We start from the raw sequence: 23,754 nt of genomic DNA, 5'->3' as shown, positions 1-23,754 counted from the left end.
ATACGAAATGTTTGTGGTATGAAAATGACTTCCGTCGCCATGAATCCGAAAGGAGTGGAGGCCTTTGAAGGGAGAACTGGAACATGTCCCTACAAGTGGAGAAGGTAAGAAACGAAAGGTTCGTACGCCTGGTGAATCGTCGTTTGGTTCTGTTGTTGATCGATTAAGTTCGAGAGATTGGCGGTTCCTAATCGATCTCTACATTTGCAGATGCATGCCAATCTCGGTTGCTGTTGAACACTACTTCTGGAGTAACCCCGTGGATGATCCGAATTATGCCAGATCCTCAAGAGATAAACAGGAGGAGATGCATGCTAAAAGTTTGAAATCAGCCAAACTTCGAACACAACGGAAACTCTTTGATCTTTACGCTAAGGGTGTTTTGGAAAAGTCTAATGCACTTCCCGATGAACTAGATAAAGCGCCTAAACTTAGGACAAGGGTGAAAGGGGAGACTTGGTATTATTTGACCACCCGGGGACTAAGACTTGTAGAGATGAGGATTGGCGTATTAGAGGAGTCCAAGCTCTCGAAACTCGAGCTCGATCTAGAACGGGCAAAGAAAGAACACTTCTGGGAGCTGGCCAAAGTGTATCTTGAACTGAAATACAACCAGTTGGAGCAAATCGGTGCGAAGCAATTTATCGATTGGGATTGGTATCCCTCACTTTCGATCTTGGGAAACAAGGACTTTTATATCGAGGTGCGACCAGATGCTGTCTTTAGATTGGACGAGCAAGTGTTCTACATCGAACTCGACCGATCTACAGAACCCGTGCAGCGATCTCCATTCGTCAGCGCCAGGAACCAGCAGGTATCGATTGAAAACAAGCTGCAGCGCTACAAGCAAGTCATGCATTATAAGGATGCGCCCCTTATCCAAAAGAACGGCATAATTGCCTTTATAGTCCCAGAAGCGAGATATGAGGCTCGTCTGAATAACATTAGAGCGGCAGCAAAGACGGTATTTAAGGGATTCGATACGCAAGTATTCGTTGGCCGCACCATTGGCGATGTATTATCGCAACGATTCGCCGCGGCAGGGAGGAAGGATGGTTAAGTGCATATAAACAAAGTGAAGACGTAACAGAATAAGGTTATGGATTTATTAAGCCTACAAATTTACCAATAGTCGTATATTAATTAGTATAGTGATATGTTATATTATTGATCATCTAATAAGCTGATTTCTATTCTGAGAGGAGGTGAGCGATTGCGTAAAAACATGAAGGTCGTCTTCATAAGTGTTGGAGCGTTACTTGCCTTAATCATGGCGGTGCTAATGATTCGGGATCCGGCACCAAGGGATGAACAACATTCCACGGAAATTGAAAGACCAGTGACAACGTCAAAGCCCGCTCCTGAGGACGGTACCCCCAAAGAAATGGACGGTTCACATCAGTTCGTTGCCGGAATCATAGATGATGCATCCCATGCTGTAGTTGACAAAGCACCGGGTGTCTGGAGCCGAATGGTGGATTATTGGAACTGGTTGATGGAGTTTGATGCTAAATATGCAATCATATTAATTCTCGTGGGAGTAATGGTTGTAGGCGTCCTCATCAACGGTAATAGCGCGAGCAAGAGCAAACGCAAAACACACTAGGTAGGTGATAAAGGTTTGCCGTTATTAAAGAAAAAGAATACGACCGATGACGATTTATCGGAGGAGAAACAAGAACTCAAGAAAAAGAAACAACTTAAACCGAAGAAAGACAAATCAAATAGGCCGCGAGCGCCAAAAGCAATGGCCGGTAAGAAAGTTTTACGTATGTTCTTTTGGGTATTCGCAAGCCTACTGCTCTTGAAAGGTGCTATCGCTTTTGCGCAAGGTAACCGGACAGTTAATCAGACAATCGTTGAAGGAAACACAACACCTGTCATCTCGGATTCCGTTAAGGGCTTTGCGGCTGACTTCGCGACGGAATACTTCTCTTGGGATGCAAAATTCGTTAACGACCGGACAACGCGACTAGCCAGCTTTATTAAGGGGATTGATCCTGCTATGGGATTAAATAGTCTTGACGTTAAAGGTTCAAGCAAAGTCACCTCCGCCGAAATATATGACACCCATCAACTTGATGCAAATCATGTGGATGTGACGGTTGTTGTTTGGCGTGACGTTCAACAACTCCCGGATCAATTGCTCGATGCACAAGGAAAAGCGGTGATGCCGCCCATCTTGAAAAAGAAGACGTACATGGTTGTCCCCGTTACGTTGGCGCAGGAAGGACCCGTCATACAATCCTACCCACGATTCGTTTCTGAACAACCACGAGGGGAGACGGTAGACGACACGTCGATGGGAAAGCTAGTCGGAAACGAAGAGCTAGTAGTGAAAAGCAAGGAGCTCGCTGATAGTTACTTACGGTCATGGTATGAAGGGAATGCGGGCCAGCTTCGTTACTTCTACTCGGACAGTGTCAAAGCGCCAAATGAAATGAAAAAGTCCGAATTCACGTATCAAAGCCTCGATAAGCTGTCTGTGTATGAGCTACCGTCTGGGCTAGCCGAGCTGACAAAGTACCGAATCGAGGTGATTGTTCTGGTAAATAGCGATATGGGTGAACCTTTCGCTAACTCCTGGAACCTTGAGGTTGTTCAACAAGAGGGCCGCTTGTATGTGCTCTCAGATGGCATCACGCCTACAACAGATTCGCTAAGTCATACCGCCGAGAAGGATCCTCTCGCTTCTGAAGATCGGGATGATGCATCCAGTGACAACCTAGATGGACCAACAACAGACGAATAGTTGTATATTAGTATATTGATTAATATGTATTGATGAATCGAAGGGAGATCCAAAAGAATGAAACCCACTAAAGCACAATTAGCTCTCCGTATTGTCGTGCTTTCCTTAACGATTTTTGTCATTATTGCTCCTGTAGCATTTGCTGAAACGCCGGGAGAAAAGCTGGGGCGTTCCATTACCACGAACGTTAACGCCTTAATTCCGGCTGTTCTCGGCATTATTGCGGTCTTTTTCCTGATTAGCCGTGACTGGTTCAAGATGATTAGCGCATTTGCCATCGCATTGGTTGTAGCTGTTTTTATGAACTGGACCTGGGTAGGGAATATCGCTACAAAACTCTACAACGCCTTCATCGCTTAAGCCATGACCGAGAAGAACGAAACGCCCCGTGTCACCGTGTCAAATTATACGCGGATTTGGAACCTTGATTTTGTCATTTACGCGTTAGAAGGGAAGAAGCTGCCGATTCCGGCCAATCTGAAGGTCGTCGGTATCTTCTTCGTATGCGAGTTCATTTTCTGGATGCTTGGAAAAACCATCTTCTTCTTTCTGCCATTTGCGTACAACCATATTCTGTTCCCAATCGGAGCCACCTGGCTCATCGCAAAGCAGAAGCTGGATGGAAAGGCACCACACAAATGGCTGCTGGGAATGATCTTCTACTGGATGCGCCCTAAGCGGCTCCATCGGTACCGGAAATTCGAGCACTTAAAGCGTTATACGTATGGAAGCAAGGTTGTGTATCGCAAGGAGAGGGAGCGTGCTTAGCGCGCTCCTCTTTTTACTAGGAGGTTTGGACATTGGCGATAACCGTTAAAAAGAAAGTCAGCAAGGTGAAAATCGAATTCCCGATTGGCTACTTTGAGGGGAATCTCATCTTTAATCACGATAAATCCGTATGGGCCATCTATGAAATTGATACATTCGTTTATGATCACCTAAGTGATCAGCAAAAAATTGATAAACTGATTGCGCATACCTCATTTCTAACGCTGCTCACCGATCGTTTTCATATTCTTTGGCTGCCTCGCACCCATGACATAACCGAACACCACAGCCGCCTCAAAGAACGGCTTCAAGGCCCATTAAGAAATTGGAGCAAAAAATTCATTAACACCCTGGACAGTTATTTAAACGAACGATATAACGCGGTATCCGGAACCAATAATGCGGATTACCGTGCCTTTATTGCCGTTTACCTCCCCAAGAATGAAGCGAAGGACCTCGTGGATCAACTGGGGACCATTGCAAGCGAAGTGAAGAAACTTTTTTTACATCCGAAGCGAACGATTGAACATTTTACTGGCCTCAATGAACCAGAGGTTTTTGAACACGAGTGGCAAGCCTACACCATCAAAGAGAGGCAAATCTTTGATCGTCTCTCGCGAAAACTGAAAGTCGAGCGGGTCGACCACGAAAAAATCGAATGGTTGATTAAGCGAAATTTCTGGTGGGGGATCGCGGAGCCTACCCTTCGTTCATCCGACATCGATGGCTGGAGTCCGAAGAAGACAAAAGGGCTGCGAGGCGGACTTAAAACCTTCCTATACGATCCCCGCCAAGTCCTTACGCTCACCGAAGGTGACATCGATACCAGCCGTGCACGCCGGGTTACGATAACCCAGCCACATGATGGAGAGGACAAGAAAATTCATCATGCGTACCTTGCCCTCTCAGATCTTCCGGACAATATGGACCACCCTGGCAGCGAATGGCTGTACAGCGCCGCAACCTTACCGTTTCCGGTTCAAATGAGTATTAAAGTCGACGTCCTAGAGTCCAGGGATGCCATCAAGAAGCTCAGTCGCAAGAAAATGGATATCGATAACCAGGTCAAGAATATCAACGAAGCCCATGCTCAGGTTCCGCTCGATCTTCAGGAAAAGCAAGAAAAGGCGTTGTACTTAGAAGATGAGTACAAGAAGCGAAAGAACCCGACGTTCGTTACGCATGTCTCGTTTGGGCTATACCATGCCGACCTCAATATGCTGAAAAGTAACGTGAAGATTTTTCAGGACCACTTCCGCGATATGGGAAACATTCAAATTGAATTGCCTGCCGGCGACCAGTGGCTCTTATTCAACGACTTTATCCCGGGCTCTCCCCGTTACGTATCCGATTATATTCAGCGGATACCGCCTGAGACGCTTGCTGCCGGCATGATTGGGGCCACTCAAAGCTTGGGAGACGGGAAAGGGCTTTATATTGGCACAACCGGATCGAACCAAAATCCGGTCTATGTGGATCTCCGTCATGCCAGTCAGATTAACCGCTCGCCTTCGTTTAGCATTACAGGTACATTGGGCGGTGGTAAATCGGTACTCTTAAACTTGCTTGGCTATCAAAACACGATTAACGGCGGCAAGACCTTGATGTTCGATCCAAAAGGCGAACGATCGCATTGGCCGGACATGCTGCCCGAACTCAAAGGTCATATTCAAGTCGCCACCCTTTCATCGGCACCAGAGGATGTCGGTAAGCTCGATCCGTTCGTCATGCTGAAGAACATTGAAGACGCTAAGGAAGCCGCCATGGACATCCTGGCCTATCTCAGTTCGGTCAAGACGGACACGATCGGATACAGTTACATTTCCCAGTCAGTCATGCGCGTCGCCTCTGAGCCTAAGCCCTATCTCACCAAGTGTATTGACGTCCTCCGTACAATGGGCGAGACGCGCCATGAGGCAGCAGTCATTGCGGAGGTTCTGCATAGCTTTGCAGATTTGTCATTCGCAAAGCTGCTCTTCGGCAAGGGGGACCATAAATCGATTAACATGGATTTCGCCATGAATATTCTCCAGGTTCAGAACTTGAAGATGCCGCCCGTCGAGAAACCGCCGGCCAACTATTCCTTAATCGAGAAGATGTCGATTGCAACCATGTACTCGATTGGTAGTTTCATGGATTCCTTTATCTACTTCGACCGAGGTGTCTTCACGCTTGCCAATATGGACGAAGCCTGGGCTATTCTAGCCACGCAAATAGGCAAGGAAATGGCGAACCGCGTCATCCGGACGGGACGCTCCTTGAATGGTGGACTTGGCATTGCAACGCAAAATGCGACCGATATGGCCGGTGACCTCGCCGGGAATATCGGCATGAAATTTGCCTTCCGAGATCAAGACAGGGAGAAAATAAACAACACGTTAGCCTATTTCGGCTTAGAACGCACGCAGGATAACATTGATTTGATTCGAAACCTAGAGAATGGGCAATGTCTCATGCAGGACATCTATGGCCGAGTTGGCGTGCTTTCGGTCGATGTGGTGTTTCAGCATCTTTTCGATTGTTTCGATACGAGACCGCCTGAAACAGCGGAGGGAGAAGAGGTGCCTGAAGAGGAACATGAATTTTCCATCCTAGCGCGATTTGCGCAGTATCAGGCGGAAGCGGGAGGGGAGGATCCGCATGATCTCGATGATGCAGATGCCGAGGATTCGGATGATTAACCTCCGTTCGCGCTTTATCTTTAGCATCGTCCTAACGCTTCTCCTTGCTTTCGTGGTATCCGCAACGGTCGTGTCCGCGGATGCGATGGATGAGATGATTCCAAAAGATACATCGACGAACACGTTATACAACACGTATCCTTCCTCCCATTATTCGTTTCAAACGGTTTCCCCCGAGCGGCATTTCTGGCAGATCGGCGCGAAGGCTAATGATAGTGTAAGTCGCATTTACGATCAGATGCTGTCTGGGGGCTTCTTAATCGGGGTTCAAATCACCCGCTTCTTCAACTTTATTGCTCGAGAAGCGTTTACCTTTTCCTACATGAATAGCCTTATCGACGGTGCAGAGGAAATTATTCAAAATATCTCCGGCATCCGTTATGGCACCCTCGGCAATGGCCTTTGGAGCGGGATGTTTGGCGTCTTTGCATCCATTACGCTGCTTGCCGTGCTCTGGCAAATCGTCCGATTCAGGTTTCTGGATTCTCTACAGACCATGATCTCCTTTCTCATTGCCCTTGTCGTCGCATTCGCCTTCTTTACACAGGCAGGGACCTTCCTCACGTTCTTGAATGACACGGGCAACGAGGTGGCCGCGTCGATGTATGCCGGGCTGGCCAAACCAGGCGGATTGAGCTCGTCCACCACGACAGGCGTCGAAGCGATTAGTGAACAAATCTGGATGGAGCTCGTCATGAAGCCGTATGGCATGCTGCAATTCGACGACGCGACAGCCTACGAGACGCATACGACGGAAGTCGATAAGGTGCTGAGGTCGCAGCCATGGTCAGACGATCGAGACGTGGCCTTAAAAGCAGCGGAATCCGACTTTCCTGCGGTTAACGATGTGCGTTCAGACGAACAGATGATCGTCCTATTATGTAATGCGGTATTCGGCTCCATCATTATCGGCCTATTAAGCTTTTGGTCGCTAGCCACGATCTATGTTCGACTAAAATTGCTGATTCACGCCATGGTCATGGCGGTCACACTGCTCGCTTCCCTGTTGCCCGGGAGGGAAGCGGGGCTGTCTGTGGTCCGGTCTCAATTTCTCAAGCTAATTGGCCTTATGCTCATGTGCGTGTTCACCATGTTCTTCCTTGATTTATCCTTAGTGGTCGGGCATATGGTTTATAACCTGGTGGCCGTTAAGGCGAAAGCGGGATGGTTCGCGGGCATGTTGCTCGAGTCCGTTGTCATCTTTGTCGTCTTCAAATACAAGGACGAACTAGGATCCGTCTTCTCCAAAGCCGCCGGCCATATCCCAATGCCGGCAAAAGCAAAATCTACGATGGTCGATGCGGTTCAGCGTAATGTAACCCGCTCCCTGTATAACAAAGGCCTTTCGAAAGTAAGCGGCATGTTCAATAAGCAGGAGACTGAAGGGGTTCCGAGCTCGTTTAATCCGAGTGCCCTGTCCAAGTCGAACGAGAACCTGAACGACGCGACAACGGCGAGCATGCAGCTGCGCTACCAAAGACAAAAAGAAGCCGCCGAGCAGATCGCCGCAGAGACGGGGCAGCCCGTGCAATATACGCCGTTTGTATCGAGCGTCAACACAAACCTCCGGACCAATACGAAGAATCCTTTCCGTGGGATGGACAAAGAGTGGAAGGAGGAGAAAGGAAGACTGTTCGCGGTTCAAAAAGATGGGGGAGACGTCCGCCAAGCCATTCTCTCGCAGGGCATTTCCGAGGAAATGAACGACCAGCAAGTGGCGGCGACGATGTATGCCAACGAAAACGCGATACGACAGGCATCCACCTTCATGGTCAACCGCCCGAAAGCGGTCGTGGGTCAGCTGCAGCGGGCCGGTACGCTGAATCAGAACCGGAAACTGGAGACCAGCGTGAACGATTTCGTCATGGTGGAGCTGTTCCAGCGATATAAAGTGGAGTATAAAACGGCGATTGACACATCGGCAGCCTTGGGCGAGTCCGTCAAACACTCCGATTTTGTAAAGAAGATGGACGAGCGTTTCATGGAAGCGGGATTAACGAGCACGAATCAAATCAACCAGGTGATGACAACGCGCAAAGGCCGGATTTCGTATGCCTCGCGATTTGAATCGATGCCGGAGTTCGGAAAGAAAAAGGACGATTTGCTTCGAGCGAATGAGGCATTCCGGAAGGCAACCGGAACCGTTGAGGAGGTGCATCGACCCGTTGCACCGATTCGTAATCCTGCTCCGAGTAGCACAGCGTCTGTTTTGAGAAACGCCCCAGCACTGCCTACAGCGACATCCAGGCGTGAGGCTCCGATCGCGCTAACGACCATTCCGGTGGTGCAAAACAAGCTCGATATGAGCCAGGTGAAGCTTCCTAGCGAACTGAAGAAGTCCATGGACGCCGCGCAAGAGAAGCTGTCGAAAACCGCGCGTATGGAAGTGGGAGATCGGCTTGAACTGAAAGCCGAGACGAACGTCCACGTGTTCTCGACGTTAAAGCAGCGCGTAACGCCTGAAGTATCCACCAACCTATCCCATCTAAACCAAGAGCTCGAGGTCATGCAGCGGGCAAAGGTAGGGAAGCAAACGGCGAAGGTAACTAAGGATACGAATCAAGTCGTAAAGAAAAACACGATGACAGCGCAGCAAACCAGAAAGAACCTGCAGCGCCCCATTGTGGAATAGGGGGCGCTGCACATTGGCTTCTCTTAAACTACCACGCTTAGACTTGAAGATTGCGAAGAGAGCTATGAAGGAGCAGTTGAAGAGAGAAGCCATGAGGCGGCTGAAAAACAAGCTGCGCTCCGCCTTCATCCATCACTTGGCAGGATTCTGGTGGGTGTATGCTATCCTGTTCGGACTTTTTGTTTTTCTGTACTTCATGGCTGCCGTAATCTCTTCCAGTCAGTCCCTTGCTGCAAGCGCCATTCTTACGGAAAGGTTCCTTCCGCCTCAGATCTATCATCCGGATTTAGAGAACCTAATTACCGATGGATTTGGCGAGCGCGTTCACCCGGTTACGGGTGAACGGAGCTTTCACACGGGCATCGATATCGGGGTACCGATCGGCACGCCCGTATCGAGCTCTCAGGATGGTGTCGTAACGTCCGTGATCTACCCGAAGGCTACCGATCCGGACGCGCTTAATACCGGCGGCATTAACGTTGCCATTGAAAGCACGGATGAAGAGATGCCTGGCACGACACGCTATCTGCATTTAAGCAATGCGCTTGTCGGCCCCGGGCAGACCGTAAAGAAAGGACAGATCATCGGGCTTTCGGGCAATACGGGCCGATCGACAGGGCCGCATCTTCATTTTGAGTACCTGCCGGATGGGAAGGAAGGGACTGATCCGTCCCCTTATGTGCTTTTCATAAGCAAGATTACCGATATAGCGAGTGAAGCCGCATTTAACGCGGTTGGTGACGTCAATTTCTCTGAAATGAACGGGTACGATTTTAAGACCAACCCGCTCCTCTATATCAGTCATGCCTACATCGAGACAGCAGCACCTTCTTTTAACGAATCAGGCACCCTCTATACGCGCGATATGAACACAGGCACGGTTCTTGGCTCTGGCGCTGGAGGCGGCTATGAAGGGGGTGGAGGACCGGTTATAAAGGTGCCAACCACGATAGGGGTCCTGCATAATCCGTTCTTCATCCAGTGGGCGCCCTATGCCATGGATACCGAAAAGCGAACGGGGATTAAAGCCAGCGTGACGCTCGCCCAGATGGCACTTGAGTCAAATTGGGGGAGCGTAGATATCTGCAATAATGTGTTCGGGATCAAGGCCAACTCTTCTTGGAAAGGTCCTGTCTGCTACTCGGGAACGAATGAAGAAGACGCGAACGGTACCCATCATATCAATGCCGCGTTTCGCGCCTACCCGAGTTACACCGCCTCTTTTGATGACCATGCTTTGTTTCTCATTCAAAATCCGCGGTACACCGTCACCCGTTCTAAAAGGAATCCTTTTGAATGGGCAAACGAGCTGCAGCGCGCAACCTATGCAACCGACGGGCAATACGCAAATAAGCTGAAAACCCTCATGATGAACGATAACTTGATGAGTCTCGATCAGGATCGCGGGATCAATCCGGAAACGGGTGAGCCCTGGAAGGACGTACCCTATGATGGGTTTGTCCCGCTTCCGCCTTCTGCGCCATCAACACCGACGACTCCATCTAAGCCGGAGACGCCAATAAAGGAGAATACATCGGAATCCATTACCATTACGTTTGGCATTGAACAGCTCTATGGGACGTATGGCCGTCAGGTACATCGCACGCAGGTGAAAAAGCCCAAGCCTCCTGCCATTGGCACGGGTAGCGAGGACGATTCTGAAACCGAAGAGCAGGTAAGTTATACGAATTTAACCGATCCTTACACGGGAAGGCCGGTCATTAATTTGGAGAACTACAAGAACGTGGTACCGTATTATTCAGGAGAACTGGAAGCACCAAATGTCTATGTAAAGGATCTTCCGGACGCTATTGCGGTAACGCTGGAGTCTAGCTCCGCCGATGACCTACACGTAGCTCACGTCGATTTTGTAAAGGGGCAATACTAAAACGCTCAATTGATGGGGAATCTATTTGTTCGATGTGACGTATTTTTTCAAGTGAATCGGATGATAGCGATAAAGCAGTTCATCCGATTCAAACCTGTCCATCAGCTTCTTCGGATGGCGTTATTCTACAAAAATAGTGCCGCACTTGAGAATGACTCCATTTTGCCCCTTTAATAAACGTATTTGCTCCGCTTGTGGCAGCTTTGACTGACTCGAGTATGCCACGACGATGGCATACTCGAGTTTCGATTCATTCTCAAGTTCTACCATCAGGTCCCCTAGTTGTTAGGTGCTTGCTGCTTGCAGGATTGCCTCGGGTAGCTTCGTCTTTCATCAACGACTACGTTGTTCCCGGCTCCCCTAATTATAGCTGTTCGGTTGAATCACGTCTGAACATACGGTGATGCGTCATACCGTCGTTCCTAGCGCTTCTGCTTTATGTTCTGCCCACTCCTGCATGATCAACGCTCCCATGATTCGTATTTTGAGTGCCGCTGTCCGATAGCGGCAGGTACATGGGGCGTCGTCTTCCCCAGGGACTTAGACTTGTTCCAACTGTGAATTATGAACTGGAATCTGAGTCCTAATTTTATCTTGACGAGACTGGATTACACTTGTAATATTGAATCAAAGATTACATGCGTAGTCCAAGGAGGGGTTCTATGTTGCAATTTCCAAAGATCTCTGATTCGGAATGGGAAGTTATGAAGGTACTTTGGTTGGCCTCTCCTAGAACGGCCAATGAAGTGATTGAAGTTCTACAGGATCGTAAAGATTGGAGTCCCAAAACGGTTCGGACACTTTTGAACAGGCTTGTTGAGAAATCAGCGGTAGCTTATAACCAAGTGCAGCGAGTATATTCGTACTACCCGCTTCTGAAGGAAACAGAATGTATTCAATCCGAGACACAGTCGTTTCTAAGCAAAATATACGGAGGAGCGTTGAAGCCAATGCTCGTCAACTTCCTTAAGGATGACAAATTGTCAAAAGAGGATCTAGAGGAGCTTAAGGGCATTTTGGAGCAAAGGAGGGATTGATAATGACCACCTTAATTGCAAGTGCATTTAACTGGATTCTTGGAACAACGATCATGGCCTCGGTATTAACCTTGATTATTTTCGTATTAAAAGCTGTTTTTAAGGAAAAAATTAATCCCCGCTTAATGTATTTGTTCTGGGCCTTACTTTTTTTTCGACTAATAATGCCGTGGTCTCTTGTAAGTTCATTTAGTTTCCTTAACTTTATGCACTTGGAAACCTCAACGAGCTTATCCATTCTGCAACCTGTCCGAGAGATACCAACATCAGCTATTTCAGTAATTAATAATCTGAGCAACGTAGAAAGAGTTGCACTTTCAAGTAACTCAATGTTGCAGATACTGCCCTATTTTTGGATGAGCGGTACAGTACTACTAATTGGAATGATCATGTTAAATAATATTCGGTTTATGTTAAAGATTAAGCAACTATCAAGGGTTAAAGATAATGACACATTACTTTTATTAAAACAATGCAAAAACTTACTTAGAATAAAACGTGACGTTGTATTATTGGAAACCAACTTAATTTCGAGTCCAACATTGGTTGGGGTTTTGCGCCCTAGACTTTTATTACCACAAGATGCGTTACACACCCTATCATATAAAGAATTAAAATATGTATTTTTGCATGAACTATCACATATTAAACGGAATGACATTTTATTTAATTGGATAACGAGCATTGTTCTTACTCTGCATTGGTTTAATCCACTTATGTGGATTGCCTACAATAAAATGCGTGAAGACCAGGAAATTGCGTGTGATTCACAGTCCCTATCTTATCTTAGTCTTACTGAGTCAAATGATTATGCTTATACTATTATTAAATTGTTAGAAAATACTATATTCCCAACTCGATTTATCCAGGTCGCTAGTATCTCAAGTAAGAAGAACCAGCTTAGGAGGAGACTCATTATGATTACAAACAATAAGAAGAGTTCTTATAGATTATCGTTTGCAGGTATTGCTGCTGTATTGCTTCTCACCGGTTGCGGCTTAACGATGCAAAAAACACATGAACATCCAGTAGCTAATGCACAACATTCTGGTACCTATTCTTCAAGTTCCGAGATGTTGTCCAAAGATGATTACAAACGAATGAGTGATATTATTATTGCAGTCAATAAAGGGGAACTGCCTGTATCCGCACTCAAAGACGCTGAACCCCTCCTTAAGCGGAATCCAAATTACATCTCAGATAAAACATGGGCAGAATATAAGGCCTTAAATAAATAGATATTTACACTGGGACATAAGTTAATAAGAATAAATATGTCAATTCAACTAAGGATCCGTCATCACGGATCCTTTCTTTTTCTCAAAGACAGTACATATACTGTAAAGGATTATTCTATAAGGATAGAGCTGTACTTAATAAGTTGCGATTATTAAAGTTTTATGCAATTTGTGATCATAACACTACCGACATTAAGCGACAGTAATCGACATAAGTGAGGAAATAGTCGGATGAGTGTAATTTTATTGTAATTTTATTGTAATATCCATTTTTTTAGGAATCAGGCAAAATAAATAAATAAAATTGAGCTAATATAATAAAGTTAGAAACTTTAAATAGAGAATGAAATGAGTTAAAATGATATTTTTTACATATTATAATATATTTATTATTTATATTCTAAATAAAATTTATGTAAATTTTTATAAGACCAAGGATATATTGTTAGTGTTAAGTAATAAGACTAAGATTATATTGTTCAAAAAAAATCAGAATAGGAGATGTTATTTAATGGTTACAAAAAAAGCACTATTGTCTACATTAATTCTAGGATTTAGTATCACGCCAAGTCTAGCTCTAGCCGATCCGTCACCGAGTTCAAATGAAGTTCAAATGGTTAAACATGTTGTTAACGATTTTTATAAGAGTCTAAACAACAATGATAGTCAATTGTATCTTCAGTCAATCGCAGATTCTAGTTCCCCAGCAAACAAATATGCCGCAGAGCATTTGGAAAATATCAATGTCAATTTCACTATTGTCGATGTAAAAAAAGTCTCTACCTCAAAATACGAGGTCGACATTCTAAAAAATCAAAATGGTGAACAATATCCAGTAATTCCGTATGATGTTGTTTTAGAAAATGGCGTCTGGAAGTATGACCCATCAGCAATTGTAATTTATCCAAAGGTTACAATGAAAAGTCTCGCAAAAGCCAATTCAACGCCTATTATCTATAACGCACCAATTATTAGCCAAAATGAAAATTTTGCAGTAGGTAAAGTAGATGCTGGCAATTCTGGGTTAGATTCGAGTTTTGCACCTATGTCTTTCTTAACTTATAATTTCAGTAATTATTCTACGGATATTTATGTCCCAGGTGCAATTCGAGTAGAGTCAATGCCTGGTGAAAACGACTACCCAAATGATACTTATAACTTTGTTGCAGCCGAAATTTATGAAAAGGATAGTAATGGCGATTTGGTATGGCTTAACTCAGCAATTTTAAGTGCTTTCGATAATCAGAATTATACATTTTCGGGGTATTACGGATACCATAAAATTTGGTGTGGAAATTATAACTATGGTACCCCAGGTAAATACAATGTAGTTTGGTAAAATATCAATATTTTGCTTATCCTAATACCCAGATTACCTTTATGTTAGAGGTAATCTGGGTATTATTACCAAAATGGTATCGTCTCTTTCCTAGAAAATCTTTAAAATTAAAAACGGGGACCGATAACACAATCGCATAGAAGTCGCCAAAAAAAGCGAAACGGGTTTATCATCATTGGCCATACTGAAACACCTGACGGACCAGCTCTTCGGATGCGCCTAGATGTTAAGTTGCCGTTCATTTAAAGAGGAATGTTAATTTATAAAAACAGTGATTGTCTGTTACTTAATTTTCACGTCTTTAGTGGTCTCTGTATTGAGACATTTAATCTAAGATTTCTGCTTCGCGTATGCATTGGAAGGCATCGTATTGGAATGATTGCCCAGTTGTGAATTTTAGAGTATAATCGAGACATAACAACTAACGATTATTATTTCTTCGCCGATTCATTTTCAGCGAAGCAGGAGCGTTGTCTTTCGACAACAATTGGAATATGCCTTGGGATTAGAAGTGCATGCCTTTTATTTGGCTATGCCCTTTTTTATTCCCAGGGCTTTTTTTGCGTTTTATTTACGAGTCGCAAAGGGGGGATATTGGAAGATGCACTATCGTCAGGTCAACTGGCCCTACGAACTGGAGTGTATTCGCAAAGGCATTACAGGAGAAGATGGTTTTTCAACTGACATTTCCAGACACTACATGGACGATCGACTTGATCTGCGTGGCTATGACCGTACGGACATTGCATGCGCGATTCTGACCGGCACCATCGTCGAAGGCTACTCCAGCGAGGCTAATCGAATGCGTTGTTCGCGTTCTTCTGGTCTGGTAACCCCTTCGCGATGCATTCTCGGCAGGAGCTTACAAGGGGAATGGTTCATTGTTGTGATTGGGCTTGTCAGCACGAGAAATTTTCGAGTAATTACCTGCATGCTGACGTCTTTCCGGCATCAGCAGTTGATTACACCATTGGAAAATGCTTTGGGGGTTCATTAAAACGATGGTACAATGGTGTCATAAGGAGCGTGATTTTATGACGCATTGTGACCGGTGTAAAGGGGAGTATAAGGATATGCTGACGACGGAGGTTGTCTCCTTCGAGGGAGGTATTCTGAACGTTCTGGACGTCCCGTTTCGAAAATGCGAATGCGATACGATCATCGCGCTTGGCGATGGCGTTATTGTAGACGGGTACAAGGGGTTGCTTGAGAAGAACGGGATTATCGGTGCAGTTACCGTATCGTTTGATAAGCTGAAGGAACGGTTTGGGCCGATGGATTTTATTCGTCCGCACCTCCAATCCTAGCAGCCGGAGGCAATTCGTATAGGTGAATAAAAGGGAGAATGACTTGCAGCCTATGGCCGCATGGTCATTCTCTCTTTTTTTATTGGAGCTCATTAGGAGGAGAAGCGCTATGTTTATCAGGATCTTGCGTCATTACAAGGGCGGAACGATTACGATTTCGGATGTACCTTTACCCAACGGAAACATGGAGATTGCAACAGAGGATCGTCAGTTCGTCGACAAGTACATTCGTGTACTGGAGGAGCTGAACATTCTCGGAGATATCGAAATTACCTTCGCTGAAGTAAAGAGCAAGTACAACCACTAGTCGGGGCCCTACATATGACAAGGGGTAATTCGAAAGAGAAAGGGATAATGTGAAATGCTACGGCCTTCCAATAAGGTGACGGTGCTTTTGTACATCTGCTACATCGTTGGGGCATTCGTCATGCTTGATCGGTTCTTAATTTACGGTCCATGAGTGACTCATTCCTTCCAAGGAGGATAATGAAAAGATGCCATCGGGTGAAGGATTTGATCCAGATTAACCAAAAAGCTCAATGTGGTGGTCAAACTCTCGTATTGAGTTGAATGGCTAACTGGTCCAGGGGTAATTCGAAGGTTCCAAAAAACCATAATGTAGGGAGGAAGACCTCAGCCATTGGCGCAGGGGGCGATCCCCCACGCTGTGGTAGGGGCGATATTCGGATGAAAGATTATTATTTGAGCAAGATCCACTTGATGAAGATAGCCTTTCAGCAGCAGCAGCGACAGGCGTTGAAAAGCAATACTGTCGTTGGAAAACTGTTGTCTCGATAAGGCTGGATGGGGGGTGCGAAAGCACCTCTTTTTCATTCCATACACACATCAAGGAGGAATTGGGATGTCAATGAAGGAGCTTAACGCACTTGCCGTTCAGGAGATCCGTAATAACTACTTCCTGACCGGTCAAATTTTATCACTCTCCACACGCGACCTTTTAGTGCTCATGATGGAGCCCATCACAAGTGGGCGATCCTTGTCGTTGCTCGCCGACGAATTGCTTCAGCATGGCTTGCGTAGCTTATCCGAGCTTTCAGAGTTTGAATTGTCTATGCGCTATGGGCTAAATGAACGTCAGAGCTTTTTTCTAGCTTCCTTGCTCGAGCTTGGCCGTAGACAGGTTGTCTCTCGAAAGGAAGATCGTGTAACCATCCGGTCCTCGGCAAACGTCGCGGCCTTCATGATGGAGATGCGTTATTTGGAAAAGGAACATTTTGTCTGCCTATTCCTCGACACCAAAAATCACGTAATCGCCAGAGAAACGATATCTATCGGTACGTTGGATGCAGCGATCGTGCATCCCAGGGAGGTATTTAGTGCCGCTATTCGGCATCGCGCATCCTCCATCGTAGCGGTTCATAATCATCCTTCTGGGAATACTACTCCTTCTCCAGCAGATATCGATTTGACGAAAAAGCTGACAGAAGTGGGGGAGTTGGTAGGAATTGAGCTCCTCGATCACGTCATCATCGGGGATGGAGTCCATAGCAGCCTTCGTGAACTTGGACTGTTCTAGGGGGAATTCGTATGCTGCTTGAAGCTAGTGAGACATTCATTTATACCGTCCTTTTGATATTGATCGCGATCCCCGTATCCTCGGTGTTCGTATCACTGTATGCACATCTCCAAGGTCGTTACTTAAATCGGTATTTTATTATTCAACCTCGGAAAAATGGGGGTTATGAACTCCATCATCAGCCCCTTCTTGGCTTTTATTATGCCAGAGAACGGAAGTTCCACAGAATGATTGTGGAAGCAATTCGGATTTTTCAAATGAACAATCCGGATTGTATGCTTGTTGCAAATACGTTGACGTTTGTATCCCGCTCCCGCGGCAGTATGCTGGTGCAAACACCTCGTTCGCTGCTGACGTTCCTGCGCTTTATGGCAGATTTCCTCGTCCTTTTAAACCTTGCGAATTATCGCCGGGTAAAGAGACAGTGGCAAATTGTCCAGCTCATTCGCAACGTGCATCAGAGTAGGCCGGTGTATTACGTGGTGGTAGCGGAACAGCCAGGAGAGCTTTACAACTGGAGTAATTGAAATGGGTTGATGAACAAAGGGAGGGGGGTAGTAAATGACTGCTGCCGGGTTTCACAACCCTTTGCATTATTGATGGCGAGTTGCTAACTACAAAGGCGGTGAATCTGAACACAGCGAGTAATTGGAGAAACTGAAGATGCTGCTCCTCACAGGGAGTTCGCATTTCGTTCTCTGTGCTGAAAGAGGCTTGTACTCATCGCTTGGAGCGTCAAACCTATGAATTTTTCATCGTATTGATGTATGATAGTTTGGGGTGATGAAATAGGAATGGTAATTAAATCCTTGCAGGTTCAGAATCTTAGTTACCTCAACGAGATTAAGGGTGACCTCGATCCGATTATTAATACGATGCGAAAACAAAATGGGGAAAAATGGCGGGGCACGGCTTGGAGAGGGCCTTTCACAACGATTCGGGGCTATTTTAAGCATGCTAAACTGCTAAAAGGGATCTCCTGGTCTACACTGCCGGTTATTGGACCCATTGTAGTCGGGGTTGGAGCGGGATACTATGCGCAGTGGCCACTGTGGGTCGGTCTGACTGGTGCTGTTTTGCTTATTTCAGGCATTTACTTTGCTTTCGTCCAATCCTATATCTCTAAAATGGCGACAATAGGGCGGCGAGAGTTTCATGTGGAAGCCTTCAAAGCAAAACGGCCTCAGGAGTTCGAGCAAGCATGGGCGCCTTTTGTAAAGAAGCCTGACTTTACCTTTGACGGCTTATATAATCTTGTGAGTGTGGTATTCAGCCAAAATGACCAAGATCCGTCTAGTGTCGCATATGTTGTAGCCTATTCGCAAAGTCAGCATGACGCAATGCAAAGCAGCATCACAGAGCTAAAAACTACCATCTCCGAGCAGGAAAAAGCCATCGCTACGTTGGAAGATGAGCTGGAGGAGTCTGAAAATGCGGTTTATACGCTAACCAAAGTACTTAGGTCAGTGACAGAGAATCAATATCGTTATGTAAATGACTCATTAGTATTTACGGACTTGGATTTTGTTTCAGGTTTCTCGTTATACCGTAAGGAAGGCAATACGCTTAAAATGATCATGAACAAGGGAACTTCAGGTAAGAAGCGTGACCTTGATCTGGATGAAGATATTAATTTTGTTGCGGTAGCAGCAGCGAAGGATGAGGCTGGACAAGCCTATTCCAACAATCCTTACCCGGGAAGGCATGTTGTTGCGTTTCGCATGGACATGCTAGAGGATGAAACGTGGGTGTGGTGTTTCCATTTTGATGATGACGATGATCGTGCGTTGTCTCTCATTAAAAATAATGATATTATTGATTCAAGCCAGATTCGTAGAGTGATTCATGCATTCTGTCTCACAATTCAGAAGAGAATGATCGCTCAGAAGGAGGTTGACTTAAATGCCGGAGCAAAATAATCTTGTGAGTTCGATTCAAGTGATAAAGGATGTCCCTCAACAAACCATTATCCAGAAGCGCCGAGAACAGCGGGAGCAGTTGCTGAAACGGATTGGTCAGCTGACTTCTACTTCGGAGCAATCCATCGAGCGTCTTTATGAGTTAACCCGATAATGTACCTTAAGCCCCTTGGGAAACCAAGGGGCTTTTTATTGTTTATTTGATCTGTTCTTTGGCGACACTTGTTACTATTCTCGCTAGAAAGGAGAATAGTATGGGTAAGAAAAAGATCGTTCCATTCTGTCCTAGACCCTTGCCTATCAAAGATCGGACGCAAGAAGAAATTTTAGCTGATCGTCGGGGTAAAAGAGAAGCAATGCTTGAAAAATTAAGACAAAAAAGCAAATAATGTGCTGCATGTAGAAAATGTAGAATATGGAGGACCTTTATAAGTTTGACTTGTAATGCTGCACAGTCGAGCGACTTATTTTTTAGTATGTACATAGGAGAAGGCTATCCTCTTTGGAGGATGGCTTTTTTAAATGAAAAAATAATATATCGTGAAGTTCGTGGCGACTACAAGGGGAGGTCGCCTTTAATTATTACGTAATACTTAAGGCGTCTCCAATTTCACCGAACTTGCATTTTTTTATTGTTTTATAAGCTGGCGATTTGAGATTCATGTCGAATACGCAAATTTGTTTTTTGGTTTGATAAGAAGGTCAAAAAAATGAGAGGGTTAACAGAAACATATTGAACGTAAAAAAATGTAAAAAAATATCAAGTAATAGGAAGGAAAAAACAGGAATTGTGTCGAAATATCCGTCTTTAGTAAGACATTTTAGTGCTTAAAGAGGAGAGGTTTTATGAAGGATAAGGTTAAAGGTTTAGCGGCGGGACTTCTAATTGGTACTTTAATAACGGGCTCGGCGGCCTATGCAGCGGGGTCATCAACAAAGATCGAAGTGGCATTCCAATCAGTGAAATATATGTTTGATGGCGTTCAAAAAACAGCACCTGACAATGCAATCGTATATAAGGGTCAAATGTATGCTCCTGTAAAATTCATTGCTGAATCGGCAGGTAAAGGATTTTCATACGATAGTAAAAACCATACTGCATGGATTGGAAAAAAAGAAGGTGCTTTTAAATATTTAACCGATATTAGTTATGCAAGGGTGAATGCAAAGTATGAATCATTGATTGATTTTAACCAAAACTACCAACGTCAAAAAATAACCATTGCCGATAATACGTATCAAAAGGGGATCAACTTTGCTTATTATTCATATGATACGCTTGGTAAACAACCATCAATTGAATACAATTTGAATGGTAAATACAACAAACTAACTGGTTTTGTAGGTATTGACGATTATACAAAAAACAGTAATGGTTCAGTTACGTATCGATTTATAGGTGATGATAATGAGCTGCTTACAGTAGAAAATGTTCGTGGTGGCGACAATCCTAAACAAGTAACTGTAGATGTAACAGGAGTTCTTAAGCTAAAGATTGAAGTGGAATTTGTAAGCGAAGATTATCAGGATATTTTTGCTGCTTTTGCTGAGCCAAAGTTATTCCAATAATGAATCCAGGGCGCTACAGAAATGTAGCGTCTTTGGTTTACATTTGGTTTGTGAAAGAGAAGATTCAAAAAGTTTCCTGTGCCCGAGGATATCATGCATTCGGGGTTTGCTGAGGATACGTTATTGGAGGGAAAAGTGGTAATACACAAAAAGGCGTTTAATCAGATGTAGATGTAAAAGTTATCCACAGACTATAAATCTCTCACCTCTATGTTTCTATTTCTGTATACTATATTTGTAATGTTTATAGATGAATAAACTTGTTAAGAGAGCGAGAAAACGAAGCCCTATCTAGGATTAACGTGCTTAATGTCCGTAGAAACGGGACCAAATGTCCGTAATAAGGGAATAACCTGTCCAAAGGAACGGGACCGAATGTCCGTAGAAGAGGGATGAATTGTCCGTAGAAACGGGGCTTTATGTCCGTACGAACGGAATTATGTCCGTACAGACGGGGCGATATGTCCTTAAAAACGGAACGCGGTACATCAGCTGCTTTTTAATGTCCGCAAAAACGGAATGAAGGCAAGTTTGTCCGTAGAAACGGGGCAGTGAAGGGGCTTAAGGTTAGCGAAATGTCCGTACAAACGGAATTTGGAGGTCTTGTGCTAGCTCTTTTATGCCATATATGTCTGTAAAAACGGAACGAACGGTACCCGTAGCCTGGCTTCGTATCTGGAATGTCCGTAGAAACGGGACCGATCCAGGGAAAGTTTCTCGTAGTATCCATGCTATGTGCCTCGACGTAGAGTTAGAACCTTGGAATCGTATGTGTACCGATAACCCGCGTCACGGCTGGGTTCCGTTTCTACGGACATATAAATGCCCGGTAGTGGGGGATGGCTGAAAAAATAATTTTCGTTCCGTTTGTACGGACATATTCAAGACTGTTCGTTTCCCCAGATTGTTACTTCCCGATGACATCGGCGTTTAGCGGCATTGACCCATTCGGATGTGGTTCCGTTTGTACGGACATTACGAGTCCCCAGGAAAAAGCCCCTTTTTCTACCATTTCACCTCTGAACAAAATAGGCTATATTAGGATTGGAAGGGGGATTAAGGCTATGGTAGAGCAGGTCACGGACCAAGAAGAGTTAGATGTAGAGCCTGATGGTCAATTGGCCCTTACAATGCCTGAATCGGTTGAGGCGAACATTAAGGACTACTACTGGGTCAACCAGTCCAGGGAAATCATTAACGCGCAGCAAGACCTTGACCTTACAGAACGGCGATTAATCTTCTCTCTTGTTTCTCTGGTTCAACCGGATGATGAAGAGTTTAAAACATATACGGTTTCGATTAAGGATCTAGCCAATCTCATTGGGGTTGAAGGAAAGTCGTTTTATGAGCGGGTTGAGCGGGCGATCGATCAACTGCAGTCAAAGCAGTTAAAGCTGTCCCATGAAAACACGCGTCAAAAGATTACGTGGGTACAGAGTGCGACCTATAAGGACGGCGAGGGCCGCGTTACGATAAAGCTATCGGAAGATCTCGCGCCATTCTTCCGGAACCTTAAACGAGCGTACACGAAATTTCGATTGAAGAATGTACTGAAATTGAAATCGGAATATAACTGGCGCTTGTACGAATTGTTGAAGGAACGGGAATTTCGTAAAGAGCGGATCTTCAAAGTGAAGGAGCTGCGGCATCTCCTCAACATTCCGGATGACAAATACAAAATGCTGAAGCATCTTCGCGAACTGATTGACCGGGCGAAGGTGGAGCTTGAGGAGAAGACGGACATCAGCTTTACGTACGATATCCATAAGCGTGTCGGCCGGTCCGTGGAGTCGTTCATTTTCCGGATCAATAAAAACACGAATAACCAGCATAGCGATCAGGAAGAAATTAATTACGATGCGGAGAACCTGCTGCAGATGCTGCTTGAAAACGGCATTCACCGTAAAAAGGCGGTTCAGCTCGCGAAAGCATATCATCCGTTCTATATCGAGGAGAACATTCGCCACGTTCGCTCCATGAATGCGGGACAGTCGATTCGGAATATGGCAGGCTATATCGTGAAGGCCCTCGAAGAGAACTATGCTAACTCGCTGTATGACACCCCCATCGATGACCCGATGTTTGGTCTCGAGCTGCGGAATGTGGAGCAAGGGCTTGAAGAAGCGTCGAACACCGATATTGAAGTGTTTAATGCGATCGTCGCCAACTTTAAGGGCATGCTTCATCGGTTAAGTGACCCCACACCTGAGCGTCTGAAGGAGATTGCCGAGGAGCGGGATCGTATGTTGATTGAAGCACTTTCTACCGTTCAGAAGAAGCGCAAGGCACAGCGCAAACCGCCCTTGCTCTATGATGATATTGCGGGGGATCCGTACATGAAGGCCATCTATGAAAAGTGGGAAAATTCATCGTTGCCGTTCTAGCAAAGAGGCCCGCCTCAAGCGCGCGGAAAGGTAGTCAACGTTCGCTCTTGCCCGGGCCTGGAAGTCATTGTATAATTGAAGTATGACGAATCAACAATGATTTTCTTCGTTTATTTCTTTAAGCGAAGACGGAGCAACGCTTTAGCGAATAGGTACGGTACATAAACAGGAGACCATTAGAACATGCGTGAGACGTGTGTTCTTTTTTGCGTCTCCTGTTTTTTTGTGCCTAAAAACGAGGAGGAGATTGGGATGAAGGTTGAACGCATCATACTTCTTGATGGAGGACTCTCCAAGTACTTGCTTACTTCATGCGGTCGGCGTTTTATTCGGTGTTTTACGGAAGCGGACGGCAGCTATGCGGAATACTTTCTTGAAACCCCGGATGAGCTTCATGTATTCACGTCTAGCGAGATGTTGTCCGTCACGAGGCAGGATGGTTTACATGTCGGAATCTATGAGGGAAGGTTGTTCCCAGAGAGTGACTTCCGTTCAGAAGGAGGTAATTGGAGCGGACCGTTTTTCCTTCATTGATAGTAAGAGCAGGTCAGCGCGAAATGGGCTGCGCGTGATCATGGTTTGCGTGTGATTGGGATCTGGAGATTGATTGGTAGCTGCTATAGTGATTGACGAAGGATGGATAAGGAACTATCGCAATTGGGAGCCCCATACGTACTCCGGCTGAGCGGAGATGAGATGAATG

The 23,754-nt window shown here is 45.3% G+C and carries 22 protein-coding genes; all 22 read left to right on the top strand.

The genetic code is table 11. The features are described 5' to 3' along the window. Positions 1–64: 64 nt before the first annotated feature. The 22 genes from I8J29_RS16445 to I8J29_RS16345 all read left to right on the top strand — a co-directional run bounded on the left by I8J29_RS16445 (position 65) and on the right by I8J29_RS16345 (position 23,585). Entirely contained in the window at positions 65–1,060 is a 996-nt protein-coding gene (locus tag I8J29_RS16445) for a replication-relaxation family protein (protein WP_208848628.1), read from the top strand. A gap of 153 nt (positions 1,061–1,213) precedes the next feature. Further along, a complete protein-coding gene (locus tag I8J29_RS16440) occupies positions 1,214–1,606 on the top strand; it encodes a hypothetical protein (RefSeq protein WP_208848627.1) in 393 nt (130 codons plus the stop codon). A 15-nt stretch (positions 1,607–1,621) separates the two neighbouring features. Next, positions 1,622–2,752, top strand: coding sequence for a conjugal transfer protein (locus I8J29_RS16435; protein WP_208848626.1), 1,131 nt, complete (start codon positions 1,622–1,624; stop codon positions 2,750–2,752). 57 nt (positions 2,753–2,809) lie between these two features. Further along, on the top strand, positions 2,810–3,112 hold the full coding sequence (locus I8J29_RS16430) for a hypothetical protein (protein ID WP_208848625.1): 303 nt from the start codon (positions 2,810–2,812) through the stop codon (positions 3,110–3,112). Positions 3,113–3,115: 3 nt separating this feature from the next. After that, complete coding sequence (locus tag I8J29_RS16425) at positions 3,116–3,520, top strand: TcpE family conjugal transfer membrane protein (RefSeq protein WP_208848624.1); 405 nt, start codon at positions 3,116–3,118, stop codon at positions 3,518–3,520. A 32-nt stretch (positions 3,521–3,552) separates the two neighbouring features. After that, positions 3,553–6,201: an ATP-binding protein gene (locus I8J29_RS16420; RefSeq protein ID WP_208848623.1), complete on the top strand. Its 2,649-nt coding sequence runs from the start codon at positions 3,553–3,555 to the stop codon at positions 6,199–6,201. Then, positions 6,161–8,833, top strand: coding sequence for a CD3337/EF1877 family mobilome membrane protein (locus I8J29_RS16415; protein WP_208848622.1), 2,673 nt, complete (start codon positions 6,161–6,163; stop codon positions 8,831–8,833). Before I8J29_RS16420 ends, I8J29_RS16415 begins: the two co-directional genes overlap by 41 nt. A 13-nt stretch (positions 8,834–8,846) precedes the next feature. Beyond that, positions 8,847–10,721 carry a glucosaminidase domain-containing protein gene (locus I8J29_RS16410; RefSeq protein WP_208848621.1) on the top strand — a complete coding sequence of 625 codons (1,875 nt, stop codon included), beginning with the start codon at positions 8,847–8,849 and terminating at the stop codon, positions 10,719–10,721. Between the two features lie 662 nt (positions 10,722–11,383). Then, positions 11,384–11,758 (top strand): BlaI/MecI/CopY family transcriptional regulator, encoded by a 375-nt coding sequence (locus I8J29_RS16405; protein WP_208848620.1) that lies wholly within the window; start codon positions 11,384–11,386, stop codon positions 11,756–11,758. 2 nt (positions 11,759–11,760) lie between these two features. Then, positions 11,761–12,996, top strand: coding sequence for a M56 family metallopeptidase (locus tag I8J29_RS16400; protein ID WP_208848619.1), 1,236 nt, complete (start codon positions 11,761–11,763; stop codon positions 12,994–12,996). A gap of 511 nt (positions 12,997–13,507) precedes the next feature. Then, entirely contained in the window at positions 13,508–14,335 is an 828-nt protein-coding gene (locus tag I8J29_RS16395; RefSeq protein ID WP_208848618.1) for a hypothetical protein, read from the top strand. Between the two features lie 601 nt (positions 14,336–14,936). Then, positions 14,937–15,332 (top strand): DUF4258 domain-containing protein, encoded by a 396-nt coding sequence (locus tag I8J29_RS16390; RefSeq protein ID WP_208848617.1) that lies wholly within the window; start codon positions 14,937–14,939, stop codon positions 15,330–15,332. Positions 15,333–15,408: 76 nt separating this feature from the next. Then, the gene (locus I8J29_RS16385) at positions 15,409–15,642 is read left to right on the top strand and encodes a hypothetical protein (protein WP_240546245.1); all 234 of its coding nucleotides are present in this window, start codon (positions 15,409–15,411) and stop codon (positions 15,640–15,642) included. Between the two features lie 109 nt (positions 15,643–15,751). After that, positions 15,752–15,949, top strand: coding sequence for a hypothetical protein (locus I8J29_RS16380; protein ID WP_208848615.1), 198 nt, complete (start codon positions 15,752–15,754; stop codon positions 15,947–15,949). Between the two features lie 555 nt (positions 15,950–16,504). After that, on the top strand, positions 16,505–17,179 hold the full coding sequence (gene radC, locus I8J29_RS16375; protein ID WP_208848614.1) for a RadC family protein: 675 nt from the start codon (positions 16,505–16,507) through the stop codon (positions 17,177–17,179). An 11-nt stretch (positions 17,180–17,190) separates the two neighbouring features. Beyond that, positions 17,191–17,706 carry a hypothetical protein gene (locus I8J29_RS16370; protein WP_208848613.1) on the top strand — a complete coding sequence of 172 codons (516 nt, stop codon included), beginning with the start codon at positions 17,191–17,193 and terminating at the stop codon, positions 17,704–17,706. A gap of 267 nt (positions 17,707–17,973) precedes the next feature. Continuing rightward, a complete protein-coding gene (locus I8J29_RS16365) occupies positions 17,974–19,098 on the top strand; it encodes a hypothetical protein (RefSeq protein WP_208848612.1) in 1,125 nt (374 codons plus the stop codon). Beyond that, the gene (locus I8J29_RS16360) at positions 19,082–19,252 is read left to right on the top strand and encodes a hypothetical protein (protein ID WP_177222418.1); all 171 of its coding nucleotides are present in this window, start codon (positions 19,082–19,084) and stop codon (positions 19,250–19,252) included. Before I8J29_RS16365 ends, I8J29_RS16360 begins: the two co-directional genes overlap by 17 nt. Positions 19,253–19,352: 100 nt before the next feature. Further along, complete coding sequence (locus I8J29_RS34220) at positions 19,353–19,487, top strand: hypothetical protein (protein WP_276316294.1); 135 nt, start codon at positions 19,353–19,355, stop codon at positions 19,485–19,487. A 457-nt stretch (positions 19,488–19,944) separates the two neighbouring features. Further along, entirely contained in the window at positions 19,945–20,667 is a 723-nt protein-coding gene (locus I8J29_RS16355; protein WP_208848611.1) for an NPCBM/NEW2 domain-containing protein, read from the top strand. A 1,064-nt stretch (positions 20,668–21,731) separates the two neighbouring features. Then, a complete protein-coding gene (locus I8J29_RS16350; RefSeq protein ID WP_208848610.1) occupies positions 21,732–23,051 on the top strand; it encodes a replication initiation protein in 1,320 nt (439 codons plus the stop codon). A gap of 252 nt (positions 23,052–23,303) precedes the next feature. After that, on the top strand, positions 23,304–23,585 hold the full coding sequence (locus tag I8J29_RS16345; protein ID WP_208848609.1) for a hypothetical protein: 282 nt from the start codon (positions 23,304–23,306) through the stop codon (positions 23,583–23,585). The last annotated feature ends 169 nt before the right edge of the window (positions 23,586–23,754 follow it).

Origin of the sequence: Paenibacillus artemisiicola, from assembly GCF_017652985.1 — a bacterium.
Taxonomy (GTDB): Bacteria; Bacillota; Bacilli; order Paenibacillales; family Paenibacillaceae; genus Paenibacillus_Z; species Paenibacillus_Z artemisiicola.
Note: the sequence above shows the minus strand (reverse complement) of the source record. Positions and strands in the feature narration are given on the sequence as shown.